The sequence below is a fragment of the Nautilia lithotrophica genome (assembly GCF_054656815.1).
The window spans coordinates 706,820-721,731 of sequence record NZ_BAAHXN010000001.1 but is presented as its reverse complement, the minus strand read 5'-3'; the positions used below and the strand labels follow the sequence as shown (position 1 = coordinate 721,731).

The 14,912-nt window shown below is 30.2% G+C and carries 11 protein-coding genes; 7 read left to right on the top strand and 4 right to left on the bottom strand.

Features of this window, described 5'->3' with window-relative positions; genetic code table 11:
* The 7 genes from ACYQ19_RS03715 to rdgB all read left to right on the top strand — a co-directional run bounded on the left by ACYQ19_RS03715 (window position 1) and on the right by rdgB (window position 10,720).
* On the top strand, window positions 1-1,380 hold the full coding sequence (locus ACYQ19_RS03715; RefSeq protein ID WP_459978076.1) for a TolC family protein: 1,380 nt from the start codon (window positions 1-3) through the stop codon (window positions 1,378-1,380).
* Window positions 1,377-2,414, top strand: coding sequence for an efflux RND transporter periplasmic adaptor subunit (locus ACYQ19_RS03710; RefSeq protein ID WP_459978075.1), 1,038 nt, complete (start codon window positions 1,377-1,379; stop codon window positions 2,412-2,414). Before ACYQ19_RS03715 ends, ACYQ19_RS03710 begins: the two co-directional genes overlap by 4 nt.
* Before the next feature lie 8 nt (window positions 2,415-2,422).
* Window positions 2,423-5,872, top strand: a complete 3,450-nt coding sequence (locus ACYQ19_RS03705) for an efflux RND transporter permease subunit (protein ID WP_459978074.1) — start codon at window positions 2,423-2,425, stop codon at window positions 5,870-5,872.
* A gap of 77 nt (window positions 5,873-5,949) precedes the next feature.
* Complete coding sequence (locus tag ACYQ19_RS03700) at window positions 5,950-7,866, top strand: EAL domain-containing protein (protein WP_459978073.1); 1,917 nt, start codon at window positions 5,950-5,952, stop codon at window positions 7,864-7,866.
* Window positions 7,867-7,894: 28 nt separating this feature from the next.
* A complete protein-coding gene (locus tag ACYQ19_RS03695; protein ID WP_459978072.1) occupies window positions 7,895-8,866 on the top strand; it encodes a L,D-transpeptidase family protein in 972 nt (323 codons plus the stop codon).
* A complete protein-coding gene (locus ACYQ19_RS03690) occupies window positions 8,866-10,137 on the top strand; it encodes a M99 family carboxypeptidase catalytic domain-containing protein (protein ID WP_459978071.1) in 1,272 nt (423 codons plus the stop codon). Before ACYQ19_RS03695 ends, ACYQ19_RS03690 begins: the two co-directional genes overlap by 1 nt.
* A 1-nt stretch (window position 10,138) precedes the next feature.
* The gene (gene rdgB, locus ACYQ19_RS03685) at window positions 10,139-10,720 is read left to right on the top strand and encodes an RdgB/HAM1 family non-canonical purine NTP pyrophosphatase (RefSeq protein ID WP_459978070.1); all 582 of its coding nucleotides are present in this window, start codon (window positions 10,139-10,141) and stop codon (window positions 10,718-10,720) included.
* Here the strand turns inward: rdgB and ACYQ19_RS03680 are convergent.
* From ACYQ19_RS03680 to ACYQ19_RS03665, 4 genes are read right to left on the bottom strand one after another with little or no spacing between them, the layout of a single operon-like run.
* Complete coding sequence (locus ACYQ19_RS03680) at window positions 10,713-11,684, bottom strand: hypothetical protein (RefSeq protein WP_459978069.1); 972 nt, start codon at window positions 11,682-11,684, stop codon at window positions 10,713-10,715. The two genes, rdgB and ACYQ19_RS03680, sit on opposite strands and share 8 nt — an antisense overlap.
* Window positions 11,677-13,497, bottom strand: coding sequence for a polysaccharide deacetylase family protein (locus ACYQ19_RS03675; protein ID WP_459978068.1), 1,821 nt, complete (start codon window positions 13,495-13,497; stop codon window positions 11,677-11,679). Before ACYQ19_RS03675 ends, ACYQ19_RS03680 begins: the two co-directional genes overlap by 8 nt.
* Window positions 13,457-13,645: a hypothetical protein gene (locus tag ACYQ19_RS03670; protein ID WP_459978067.1), complete on the bottom strand. Its 189-nt coding sequence runs from the start codon at window positions 13,643-13,645 to the stop codon at window positions 13,457-13,459. The genes ACYQ19_RS03675 and ACYQ19_RS03670 overlap by 41 nt, the downstream gene beginning before the upstream one ends.
* Window positions 13,642-14,877 carry a glycosyltransferase family 2 protein gene (locus ACYQ19_RS03665; RefSeq protein ID WP_459978066.1) on the bottom strand — a complete coding sequence of 412 codons (1,236 nt, stop codon included), beginning with the start codon at window positions 14,875-14,877 and terminating at the stop codon, window positions 13,642-13,644. Before ACYQ19_RS03665 ends, ACYQ19_RS03670 begins: the two co-directional genes overlap by 4 nt.
* Window positions 14,878-14,912: the final 35 nt, after the last annotated feature.

The following is a 14,912-nucleotide window of genomic DNA, read 5'->3' as shown; positions in this document are numbered from 1 at the left end:
ATGAAGAAGTTTTTATTAATTTCAGCCGCTTTATCGGGTTTATTAATGGCTAAAACGGTAAATTTTGATACCGTTTTAAAAGAAAGTTTAAATAACAACTTGGAACTTAAAGCAAAAAAATTAAATATCGATAAAGCTAAGGCTGATTTAAAAACTGCAAAAGGATACGATTTAGGAAAACTGATTTTTACTGAAGAAATAAGTAGAAGCAATAATGCTTTGTATGTTTTTGGTATGAAACTCGAAAGTCGTGAAGCAACGTTTAAAGATTTTGGTTTTAGTGACTTTTTAGCATGGCAAATGAATGGAATGCAGGGTGATGTTTTAGCAATGAAACCAAAAGATTTGAATTATCCTGGTGCAAGAAATAATTTTAAAACAAAGTTTATTTATGAAGTGCCTATTTTTACAGGGTTTAAACTCAAATATGCAAAAGAGATGGCTAAACTTCAGGTAATTGCTAATAAGTTTAAATATGAAAATGATAAAAACAAACTTGCTATTGAAGTATTAAAAGCATATAACGGGGCCGTTGCCGCTAAATATTTTATTTCTGCACTTAAAAAAGCAAAAGAGACCACTAGTAGTTTTGTGAAAATGATTGAAAATTTTAAACGTGTTGGGATGGCAACTGATACGGATCTTTTACAAGCGAAAAAAAGAGACAGCGAAGTGGATGCTATGATGACAGAGGCAAAGAATAAATATGCTTTGGCTCTTTCGTATTTAAGATTTTTAAGTGGAGATGATGAAATAAGCGATGTAGGAGATTTTAAAGTAATCGTATCTCCTAATTCCGATTTGAAAGACTTGAAAAAAGCCGCTTTACAAAATAGAAAAGATTTAAAATGGATGCAAAAAAATGTTGAAACGATGCAAAAAAAAGTAAAAATGGATTCATCCGTGAAATATCCAATGATAGGGGCGCATTTAGAATATGGATGGAATGATAATGACATAATCAATATAAGAGCAGATAAAGATTATTTTGTAGCTGCTGTAGGGTTGAATTATACTATTTTTGATAAGAGTGAAAAAGCAAAAATAGAAAAAAGTAAAATTGAAGCAATGCAAACTGCTTATTATTATAAATATATGAAAAAAGGAATAGCTCTTCAGGTAGAACAGAAATATCTTGATTTGCAGGCTAAGGCGGCGGTTTTAAGAAACAAAATCGTAAATAAAGATTTAGCAGAGGAAATACTTAACAAATATACATACATGTATAAGCAGGGAATGATAAATATGACAATTCTTTTAATGAAGGAAGCGGATGCAAGAAAAGCGAGGGCGGAACTTATAAAAGCAAAATATGACGAAGCACTTGCGGCTGCCGAACTTAAAGCAGCTATTGGAGATTTAGTAAAGGAGAGTAAATGATTAAGAAAATAGCATTGTTAACGGCTTTGGTTGCGGGATTGTTTGCATTTGAAACCGCTACGGCTCAAAAAAAAGAGATTGATATCAAAAAAGAGTATGTAGCGGATGTGTATTCGCCATCTCAGGTTATGGTAGCAACAAGAGTGATGGGGTATATTAAAAAAATAAACGTAGAAGAGGGAGATGTTGTAAAAAAAGGTCAAGAACTTTTTGTAGTAGATCCAAATGATATATATTCAATGCTTAACCAGGCAAGAGGGGCGCTTTTGCAGGCGCAAAGCGGAGTATTAATGGCTGAAATGGCATATGCGGATGCTAAAAAAGATTATGAGAGATTTAAAAACTTATATGAAAACGGTGCGGTTAGCAAAAGAGATTTTGAAAAAATGAAACTTATGATGGATATTAGAAAAAAACAGGTTGATATGGCAAAAGGAATGTTAAAACAGGCAAAAGCAGGACTTAGCATGGCTAAGAATCAGCTAAAATACGCAAAAGTAAAATCTCCGATTGACGGAGTGGTTACTATGAAAATGAAAAAAGTTGCAGAAATGGCTCTTCCTGGATATCCGGTGCTTGTATTGAGTGATATTCATAATTTAAAAGCTAAAAGTTTTGTAAAAGAAGAAGATATCGATAAATTTAAAATCGGAATGCCTGTAACTATTAAAGTTCCGGCAATAAAAAAAGAATTTAGCGCAAAAGTGAGCACAATAATACCAAGTGCGGATCCTGCGACACATTCATATATTGTTAAATACACATTTACAAATACTAAAGGACTACTTCCTGGAATGTATGCAAAAGCTGTTGTAAATATTGCAAAAAAAGAAGCGGTTTTAGTGCCTTTTAGTGCACTTACAAGTAGAAGTGGTATTGTTGGAGTATTTGTAGTTGACGGAAACGTTGCAAGATTCGTTCCTGTAACACAAATTGCTCAGGATGGGGAAAATATAGCGGTTAAAGGCTTAAACGGAGGTGAGAGAGTTATTCTTTATCCACCTGCAAATTTATCTGACGGACAAAGATTATAGGAGTGCGTATGGAGCATCTTGAAAAATTAAAAGAAGCTATTGAAGCTAAGAAAAAAGAGCTTGAAAATAAAAAAGCGGGTGGTAGCTGTTCTATTGATGAATTAAAAGCTACAGAAGCCGAGCTTCAAGCATTGGAAGATGAAGTCAGGGCTAAAGAAAAAGAGCTTGAAGCTATTGAAGAAGAACTTAGTCTAAATATTGCTGGTAGACTTGCAAGAACGTTTTTAAAAAATCCTTTAACTCCCGTAATTGCGCTAACTCTTATTTTAATGGGTCTAATTGCGGTATTTTTCACACCTCGTGAGGAAAACCCGCAAATCGACGTGCCGGCTGCAAACGTAATGGTTGTATATCCTGGTGCGAGTTCTAAAGAAGTTCAAAACGTAATAGTTGATCCGCTTGAAAGAACGCTTAAAGCCATGACCGGTGTAAAACATGTATACGGAATGGCAATGAATAGTGTCGGAATCGTAACTGTTAGATTTAAAATAGGACAGGACAAAGTAAGAAGTATTTCCAAACTATACGACAGGGTTATGCAAAATATGGATAAACTGCCAAAAGGTGTTTGGCAGCCGTTGGTTAAACCGATCGATATAGATGAAGTGCCTATCGTTACATTGGCGTTATCAAGTAAAAAATATAACGACGCACAGCTTTACAGAATCGCCCAAAGACTTTTATCACCTCTTGCCGCCGTTAAAAACGTAAGTATTATAGGTATAAAAGGCGGGCATAAAAGGCAGTTTAATATTATTATAAACCCGGAAAAATTAGCTGCTTATCATTTGTCTCTTGGTCAAATTGCAATGGCTCTTCAAGGAAGTAATGTCGATTATCCTTTAGGAGGGGTTGATAATAAAAAATATTCAATCCCTGTAGAATTTGATGGATTTATAAAATCAACAAAAGATGTTGAAAACCTTGTTGTCGCAAACTATATGGGAAGACCTATTTATATAAAAGATATAGCAAAAGTTGAAGACGGTGTTGATTTTCAAAACAAACATCAAACATATTTCGAAGCCGGAAAAGCGTTTGAAGATAAAAAAATTATAGGAGAAAAACTAAATCAGGTAACGATTTTCATAGGTAAAAAAAGAGGAACAAATGCGGTATTCGTGGCAAACGACGTAATCAAGAAAGCCGAAGAGCTTAAAAAAACACTTCCTAAAGACGTTGATATATTCGTAACAAGAAATGACGGAAATAAAGCAAACCATGCGGTTAACGAACTTATTTATCACCTGTTGATATCTCTTGGTATTATCGTAATACTTTTAATAATTATGCTTGGATGGAGAGAAGCACTTATCGTTGCGTTTACAGTGCCTTTAATTCTTTCGGTTACACTATTTATCGGGATGCTCGCAGGGCAGACAATCAACAGAATTACACTCTTTGCGCTGATACTTTCATTAGGGCTTTTGGTCGACAGTGCGATTATCGTTATCGAAAATATCCATAGACACTTTGAAATCGGGGACAAACCTCGTGAATATGCCGCAATATATGCGACTAATGAAATCGGAAATCCTACTAATATTGCGACACTTGCGATTATTTTAGCTTTCGTTCCTATGTTTTTCGTAACAGGTATGATGGGGCCTTATATGCAGCCGATTCCGTTTAACGTGCCTGTTGCTATGATAGCTTCGCTTGTGATTGCGTATATGTTTACGCCTTGGGCGGCTGTAAAATTTCTGCCAGAACACAAACATTCAGTAAATCACGAGCCGTTTGACATCAGAAAAACGAAAACATACAAAATTTTCCATAAAATATTAGATCCTTTACTTACATCAACTCCAAAAAGAGTGATATTCTTTACGGGACTTATTATTTTATTATTAGGTTCTATGGCACTTCCAGCATTTAAAATAGTTCTGTTTAAAATGTTGCCTAGTGCGAATAAAAACACATTTAACATTACAATAGACCTGCCAAAAGGAAGTTCGATCGATTCGACAAAAGAAGTGAGCGATTGTGTTGCTTCAATCCTTGCAAAAGAAAAAGAAATCAAAGATTTCGAGCAATTTATCGGAATCACAGGGGTAGTGGACTTCAATGGGCTTCTTAGAGGTAGTTCAATGAAAAGAGGTGAAAACATAGGTGAAATCAGAGTAAATCTTTTCCCTAAAGAAGAAGGCAGAAAAGAAAGCTCAATTGATATGGTTTCACGCTTAAGACCAGTTATTCAAAAAGAGTGTAGTTTCCACAATGCAAACATCAAACTTGTAGAAGATCCTCCGGGACCGCCGGTTATTGCTACACTTCTTATGCAAGTATTCGGCGGTGATGAAAACGGAAGAGTTAAACTGGCCGAAGAGATTGAAAAACTATATAAACATACCGACAGGGTTGTTGATATAGATATTATGAGAGATAGAGAAATTGTAAAATATAAAATTATTCCTGACAGAGAAAAAGCGGCACTTCTTGGAATCTCTACAGATCAGATAGCAAAAATACTCGGTATGGGATTAAAAGGTGCGGTTGTTAGTGTGGCTCATATTCCGAGTGAAAAAGAGCAGGTGGGAATTTTTGTCAGATTTGAAAAAAATGCAAGAGATTCTATCGACGCTCTTGATAAAATCAAACTAATGTCAATGGTTACTCACAGACTTGTTCCTCTAAAAGAGGTGGTTAAAGTAGTTCCTGTTGCATATGACGGCATGATTACCTCTAAAGATTTACGTCCGATGGTTATGGTAACGGGTGAGATGGATAAAAGGGGAAGCCTATATGCACTTCTTGATATATTCAGTGAGCTTAAAGATAAAGGAATCCCGGGATATAAAATCACATACGACGGAAATCCGAGACTAAACCTTAAAGCCGTGGATGAAAAAACAGGTAAAACGTATGATCTTATCTGGGGTGGTGAATGGGAGCTGACGTTTGACGTATTCAGAGACCTCGGAAGCGCATTTGGTGTTGCCGTTGTGCTTATTTATCTGTTGATGGTAGCGTATTATAAAAACTTCAGAGTTCCACGAATCGTTCTTGCGGCTGTTCCTTTAACATTTATCGGGGTGCTTCCAGGGCACGCGATTATGAACTGGATTACTTTGGCGTTTTTCGGAAGCAAAACATATTTCACCGCTACAAGTATGATCGGATTTATTGCTCTTGCCGGTATTGTTGTTAGAAACTCGCTGTTGCTTATCGACTTTACGAACGATCTATTAAAACAGGGAAGAAGCATCAATGAAGCCGTAATAGAAGCTGCGGCTACAAGATTCAGACCTATTATCTTAACGGCACTTGCAATTATTCTTGCATCGTTTGTTATCGTACTTGACCCAGTATGGCAGGGACTTGCAGTTGCGCTGATTTTCGGGGTTCTTGCTTCTACACTTCTGTCTGTTGTAGTGGTTCCGGTTTTATATTGGAGATATCTGATTTCAAAACACAAAAAAGAACAACATATTAAATACGGATTAGGAGAAGTATAAGTTATACTTATAATCTTCTCTTTTTACACTATTATGTTATAATTTTTTTCTGAATAATTGTTCACCAAAGGTGTATTATGACCAACCTTTTTTTTAAAATGGCTAAAATAATTGTATTGTCTTTATTTGTCGCAACTGCAGCTTTGGTGATATTGTATTTTATTATTTACAAACAACTTATAAACGATCAAATTGATAAAGCAAAAACAGCTACGGATTCATTAATTGTTATGAAATACTCACAAATGTTATATAAAAACAGCTTCTCCGATATAATAAAAATTTATAGTAAAAAAACAAAAATTAATTTTAAAATCTATACATTATTGAATAATGGATTTATACCTTTTAAAAAAAGTTTTATTAATGAATTAAAAAATAAAAAAGAACTTTATCAAATAAAAGAAGATATTCTTGTATATTATAGACCATTGATTGTAGAAAATGAATGTGTTCGATGTCATGGCGGAATAAAAAGAAATCATTTTAGTGGTTTTAAACTGGGTGACTTTATGGGAATTCTAGAAGCAAAAATACCTATAAAAAAACAAATAGACAAATATAATCAAACATTTATGTGGATATTTTTCGTATTAGGTATTGCGCTTGTATTTACTTTATATTATTTTTATGATTATATGAAAACTATCAGGGAAGATATAAACTCTATACTTGTTTATTTTAAAAATAAAATAGAAAAAGGAATTTATGAGCCTTTAAAAACCAAAATGAGATATGTTGAGTTTGAAAAACTTAAAAAAGAGATTAACAACGCGGTTAACTCTATTATATATTTTAGAAATGAAATGATTAAAAGTTATTTGATAAATGACTTGACTAAACTTCCTAATAGAATAAAACTTATTGAAGATTTAAAAAAAAAGAAATTTAATTTAGCAATTTTAAATATCAATAATTTTAGAGAAATAAATGATTATTTCGGACAGGAAATAGGGGATAAATTAATTTATTTTATAGGACTTAGGATAAAAAAACTTTCAAAAGCTTATCATATCAATATTGATGAATTCGCTCTTCCGCTACCTTTTGAAAAAAAAGAGGAAAATTTCACTTTTGTAAAAAAAATTTTAGAAGAGCTGGAAAAACCTTATCATATTAATGAAAATGAAATTGTTTTAACTTTCAGATGTGGTATGAGCAAGGCAAAAGAGAATCTTTTGACAACAGCAGATATTGCATTAGAATATGCAAAAAGAAAAAAAGAAAAATGTTTATGCTTCTGTGATATAAAAGACACCATTAAAGAGTTTGAAAAAAACCTTAAAATTTTAAATATTTTGGTGAAAGCCATTAAAAACAACAGAGTTAAAGTGTATTATCAACCTATAGTTGAAAATAAAACAAAAAAAATCGTGAAGTATGAAGCACTCGTAAGAATTGAGGATGAGAATGGAAATTTATATCTTCCGGGAAGTTTTTTAGACGTTGCTAAAAGTGCGAATTTATATCCGGAAATAACAAAAAAAGTATTTAAAATTGCTCTTGAAAAATTTCAAAATAGAAATGAAATAATTTCATTAAATCTTGATTTAGAGGATTTCGAGAATGAAAAAATAAGAAAATTTATAAGTGATATTATATTGGATTTTTCTAATCCAGAAAGAATTACTCTTGAACTTCTCGAAAGTGAAAATATTACTGAATCTAAATCCGCAATAGAGTTTATGAAGTTTTTAAAAGAAAAGGGCGTAAAAATATTTATTGATGATTTCGGGAGCGGATATTCTAATTTTAGTTATCTTTTTAATTTTGAAGTTAACGGATTTAAAATTGATGGCAGTTTAATAAAAAATATTTTGACAGATAAAAAATCTCAAATGATAGTTGAAACAATGGTTGCATTTGCTAAAAAAGGAGGTATGAAAATAGTAGCAGAATATGTAGAAAATGAAGAAATTTATAAACGAATTTCTAAGCTTGGAGTAGATTGTTCACAAGGATTTTATTTCGGTAAACCCAAAGAAATTATTTGATATAATTTCCACCAAAAAAAGGTGGAGATTGAGAACATTTATTGTAAATTTTATTTTGTTATTAAGCTCTTTGTTATATGCAGAAAATTTAATTGATTTATATAGGTTTAAAGGACCAGAAGTAATATCGCAATATTTTGAAAAACAATTAACAAGTAAAAAGTTCTGGCTTATACAATTGGAAAATAAAGATGTAAAATGGGGATATTTTGAATCAAATAAAGATATATTAGTATGCATAAAATCTAAAAAAATATTAAAAATTTTTGAAAAAGAAAAAAATTCTTTTAAATTGATCGATAGTGTAAATGTTTTAACGGGGCTTGATGGTGATAAAGTTAAAGAAGGTGATTTAAGGACACCTATAGGTGTTTATAAATTAAAAACAATACTAAAAAATGTAGATGATTTTTACGGACCTTTTGCCTTTGTAACCGGATATCCGAATCTGTTTGACCGAATAAATAATAAAGACGGGCACGGAATTTGGATTCATGGTGTTCCAATAAACGGAAAACGAGATGAAAACAGCACCAAAGGCTGTATTGTAATGGATAACCATATGCTTGAAAAACTTAAAAAAGAGATTGATTATAAAAACACATATCTTCTTATAAGCGAAAACACCCCTTTAACGGCAACAAAAGATGAAATTGCAGAAATTTTGGCATTTATTTATAAATGGAGAAAAGCTTGGAGGGAAAATAATTTTAATGAATATAAAAATTTTTATGATGATACTTTTAAAAAATCAGATGGAACAAATTTAGAGCAATTTTTGAATTATAAAAAAAGAGTGTTTGCTAATAAAAAGCATCAAAAAGTGGAAATTTATTTTAGTGATATCGATATAGTTCCTTATCAAAATATTAACAATCAAAAAATTTTTAGAATAAATATGTTTGAAAAATATATATCAAAAACCTATAAATATACAGGTCCTAAAGAACTTTATGTAAAATTTACTAGCAATGGTTTAAAAATTATAGCGGAGAAATAATGAAAAAGGTATTTTTTTTTATTTTTTTTATTTATTTAAATGCCGCAAACCTTCATTTTTCTCTTTATAAAAAAGATGGAATTTCCGGAAATACATTATTAGTAATAGGTGGAATACATGGTAACGAACCGGGTGGATATTACGCTCCTTCTTTTTTAGTGAAATATTATAAAATCGTTAAAGGTTCTCTTTGGATAGTTCCCAATCTTAATTTCGATTCAATTATAAAATTTAGACGCGGAATATACGGAGATATGAATAGAAAATTTGCGTATATTGCCAAATATGACAAAGATTATAATATAGTTAAAGACATTAAAAAAATAATATTAAATCCCAAAATAGATTTAATATTAAATTTGCATGACGGACACGGATTTTATAGAGATTCATGGCAAAATTCTATTTTCAACCCTGCGGCGTGGGGACAAACCTGTATTATAGACCAAGAAAATATTAAATCTAAAAAATTTGGGAATTTAGGGGAAATTGCAAGAAAAGTTTCCAGTAATTTAAATACTGATCTTCAAAAAAATTATCACTTTTTTAATGTTAAAAACACTCAAACTAAATTCAAAGACGAACAGATGCGTCTTTCGCTTACCTATTTTGCTATTACACATTTAAAACCAGCATTTGCAATAGAAACAAGTAAAAATATTAAAGATTTACCTACTAAAATTTACTATCAGTTAAGAGCTATAGAAGAGTTTATGAAACTGATGGGAATAGAATATAAAAGAAGTTTTACATTAAATATTTCCACAATAAAAAAACTTCTTAAAGAGGAAGAATATGTTTACATTAATAACAACACTATTTTGCCTGTTAAAAATATTGATAAAGTTATAAGATATTTTCCATTAACAGATAAAAATATAATCTATAAAAGTATAAATCCTTTGGTTGCGGTAGTTAAAGAAAAAAATTATTATGTATTGTATGAAGGATATCATAGAAGAGCGGTATTGTATCCTCAGTATTTTAAAAATTTTTGTAAAATAAAAAAAGTAAATCTGGAAATAGACGGTATCAAAAAAGAAATATTAATACCAAGTATCGTTAAAGTAAAAAAATATTTTAAAGTGTTGTCGGATAAAAGGGTAAACGTAATAGGTTTTAGCTCAAAAAAGAGTGAATCATATATTAAAATAACAAAAAAAGATTTATTAAAAAAATATGCGGTGGATAAAAAAGGTAATATATTTAGAGTTGAAATATATGATAATAAAAGTTTCTGCGGTATGTTTTTAATAGATTTTGGAGGTTAATATGAAAATAATAGTAGCTAGTTCAAATAAAGGTAAAATTAAAGAAATAAAAAGATTTTTTGATACTTATGAAGTAATACCTTATTCAGAAATGATAGAACCTTTTGAAATAGAGGAAAACGGAAAAACATTTAAAGAAAATGCAATTATTAAAGCAAAAGCAATATATGAAAAATTACCCGGAAACATAGTTTTAGCAGATGATAGTGGTATAAGCGTCCCTGTTTTGGGCGGGATTCCCGGAATTTATTCCGCAAGATTTGCAGGAATAAATGCGAGTGATAAAGACAACCTTTATAAATTGATTGATGAACTTAAAAAAAGAAATATAAAAATTACACCGGCTTTTTACACAGCAGCCATAGCATTGGCAACACCTTATGGGATATATACGACACATGGATTTATGAGGGGAAATGTTATTAATGAGGCCAGAGGTAATAAAGGATTTGGTTATGACCCAATGTTTATTCCTTCCGGATTTGATAAAACTTTAGGAGAATTGGATGATGAAATAAAAAAGTCAATTTCACACAGAAGTAAAGCTTTGGAACTTGCTAAAATTATTATTAATACTATTTAAATTTTAAAAATTCATAAAAGGCAGGTTTTTTTTCTCCATTTGCTTTTTTTATACCAAAAAACTTTTCTGCAGTCGTAAAAAAACCTTTATGATTAGGCACATCGATATAATGAAAAATATTTATTCCAATTAAATTTGCAGAGTGTTTAAATAAAGGTAATAGTTTTGAAAAATTTTTAAATACTTCTTGTTGTAACTTTTCATTTTTATAGCTGGAAACGGCAAGATATGCAAGAAAAGTAGGTTTGTTATATTTTTTATGCAGATATGTTGCAAAAGCAAGAGCCCTTAGAGGGGTGTCTGTTATTTGTTGCATTGAATTTTTGGTAAGTGCTCTCATTTCCTGAAAGGCTATAAAATCGGAAATTTTTGCACTCAAATTCATAGATTTTGAATATTGATCCCAGTTTACATTATCCCATATAACATTATAATTTCCAAAATCCCCAGGACAGATTCCTACTAAAATATTGTTTAGTTCTTTTAATTCCAATATGGATTTTGCCTGCAGCAAATCAAATTTTTTAGAATTATGCATTCCGTTTTCATTATATTCCGGGTTTAAGATAATTAATTTTTTTCCTTTTATTTTTTTAAGATAGTTTTTGAATTTTAATAGCGTGTTGAAATATTGTTTTTCGTTTTTTTTAACAAATTCAGGCGAGATGTCATCCGCAAACCAGTAAAAAATAAAAATTGGCGTATAACCTTGTTTTATAAAGTTATTGATAATATTTGCAGGATACCAGTTTTCCTGCCAATTTCTCGTAATCCATATTGAAATGGCGTTTACATTCGGAGTTTCTTTTTTTAAAAAATAATATAGCGGTTTTTGGTTTTCATATTTACATTGTTTGTAATAACTGCTTCCGTTTTTTGAAGGACACGCGCTAAATTCCCCTACACCTAAATAAAATGCGAATATATCCGTTACTAAAAGTATTATTAAAAAAAATTTATTCATTTTCATTCACTATAAGAGAAATGGTTGATTTTGGTTTTAAATTTATACTTATATCTGTGTATTTTCTGTTGAGGTTATTTTCAATAATTTTAATTTTTACATTTGACATTTCAGGTGAAATGCTGATTTTATTGGCATTAGGCCAATATATTCTGAATGAAAAGTTTTTTATGTTTATTTTATTTTTATTGTTAATGTATATAAATATTTTTCCATTAAGAGTTTGTAAAGAGACGGATATATTTTTTTTCCATTCTATTCTGTTTGCTATTTCTATTCCTTTGAATGGGCGTATTTTTTTATTTTTTGTTAAAAATTCAAAATACCTTTTTGAAACGTCAAGGTTTGATTTGTAACTTAATAAATGGGTATGCACGCTTAATGTATAGATTGCATTTAGGGCCGTAAGCATTTCAGTTTCCTGAATTATTTTTTGTAAAATCTTGTTTTTATTCCAATTTAGGTTCATTAAATAAATATAATCATCAGTTCCATGACGGGGGATTGTGATTAATTTTTTATGTTCGAAAGTCGGAAGCAAATAAGGTTTGGTTTTTTCCATTACATATTTGTATCCGGATTCTCTTAAGATGTTTTCCATCGTTTGGTCAATTTCTTCTCTTGGCGGTCTAAAGCCGAAAACTTTTTTACCGGTTATTTTTTCTAAAACTTCTTTAGAACCTTTTATTTCTTTTAATACTTTTTTTTCAGGTTCTCCTTGAATTTTTGTATGGGTATAGCTGTGTGATCCTATTTCAATATTTGGTAAATCGGAAGCTTTTTTTGTAATATCCGGATGTTTAAGCGCCAAGTTTGCTACACAAAAAAGGGTTGCCGGTATATTGTATTTGTTTGCCAAAATTGAAAAATTGATCATATTAGTATATTTATATTCAGTATCTTCTGAAATGAAAACTGCGTTTTTGCTGTCTAAAAAAGGATATTTGGCGATGGTTATACCTGTCATGAAGTTTATTATATTGTTGAAATATTTTTTAAATAGTTCTTTTGGCATATCAAGTATTACATAACTTGGAAACGAAAAATAAAACCATTTACCTTTAGAATAAAAACCATGCCAAATTATCCCCGATTCTTTAATATCAAGCATTTTATTTTCTAATATGGGAGTAGAAGTGATTTCCCAATTAGTTAATATTGCATCAGGAATATATTTAGATTTAAATAATGGAAGAGTGTCGTTTGAGTATAAAACAAGATCATGTCTTTGTCCGTTTGAACCAAGTAAAAGAGGTGATAGTATTTTAGGTGTGTAAAAATTTGAAGATGATTTTGATTTTGATTCGGTAAAATATTTTAATCCAGTAATGTTTTCAATATTTTCGGCTTTTACAAATTTGCTATCTAAAAAATAACCGAAATGATAATTAAAAATGAAATTTCCGCCTCTGTTTAGAAAATCTTTGATTTTTTGCATTGTATTTTTAGAGACTGAATAGATATCAAAAGCAATTAAAATATCGTTTTTATTTAATGAATCAATATCATTTTCGGTAATCGTTTTTGTATTTATTCCGATTGAGGAAAATTTTTTTTGGAGTTGTTTTAATTTGTCTTCATAAGCATCGATTGATAAATTAATTTTATTTAAATAAATTTCATTTTCTTCAGATAATAATATATATACTTTAGAAGGTTTTTTTGTAAAAAATAAAAAATTGTTTTCATTTTTAGGGATCAGTTGGTAAAAGATATATCCGGAAATCAGGATTATTATTAAAAAAGCAATAATTACCTGCAGCAGATTAATTTTATTCTTCTTCAAAGAATATGTATTTATCGCCTGTTTCATTTAACACCTCTTCATAATGTAATTTTTTATCATATTTTTTTTTGTGTGATTCTCTGCTTTTATATAAAAAGTAAGCAATTAGTCCGAATACAAGAGTTATTATAGTAATAATAAGTATCATCATTGCCAAAAAAGACAAAATATTCATAAGTTTCCTTTCCTTTCTAGTTTTCCCCAGCTCATTTCAACACCAAACCATTCTTCAAATGTAGAAAGAATTTTGGCTATGTTTATTATCTGAATAAAAAACAATCTGTAATATATTGCATAAAATATTAACGAAATTCTCTCACCTGTTACAAGCACGCAATATAATGCACCCGTTATATCTAAAATAGTAAACATACTCCACCAGTAAAAAATTAATATGCTAAATCCGGAAGAAAGCGCAACATAAATAATAAACATATTTGTCCAAATATCCATAAAAGGCCAGAAAACTGCTTCAAAAAGCATATACCACATTGTAAAAGAAGCAGCAGGGTTTATTTTAAAATGCCAAAGTAGGGATTTGTGTTTTTTAATTGCCTGCAGTATTCCCCTTGTCCATCTGTATCTTTGTTTTATGAGATCCAGTAAATTTTCCGGAGCTTCAGTGTATGCAACGGCTTCTGGTTCAAAATCTATTTTATAGCCTTTTGCTATTAGTTTTAATGTTACATCACAATCTTCTGCAAAAGTATCGCTGTCATAAAGTCCTACATCATATAATGATTTTTTTCTGAACATTCCTATAGGTCCAGGAATAATATTAACAAGTTTTAAAAAAGCTTGTCCGTTACGGACCATATTAAGACCTTCTATATATTCTAGAGCCTGTAATTTAGTCCATATATTGTTTTGATTGCTCACATATACCGATCCTGCTACCGCAGCTGTTTCTTCGTCTTCAAAATATCTACTCATTAAAAGAGCCGCGTTTTTATCTAATTTTGAATCGGCATCAACAACCATTATTAAAGAACCACTTGAATTTAATATACCATGATTTATAGCTTTTGCTTTTCCTCCATTTGGTTTTGTTAAAACCTTTAAACTTCTGTTGCCGGTATCAAACTCATATTTTTTTGCTTTGATATAAGTCTGATCATTTGATCCGTCATCTACTATCAATATTTCCAAGTTTGGGTATGTCTGTTCCAATAGGGATTTTATTGACGTTTCAATTACTACCTCTTCATTATATGCAGGGACGATAATTGTGATTTTTTTATTTGTTGAAATTGTTTTTAAATCAATATTTCTTGATGATTTAAAGATTAATTTTAAGATAGAAAAAAAAAGTAAAAACATATATCTAATGATTATGATAGTTGTAAAGAAAAGGATTAATCCGGAACCTATTTTTACAAACGCGTTTTCAATATCAAAAAAATCCATATAAAAGTTATATAATACAATTCCCAACAAAATAA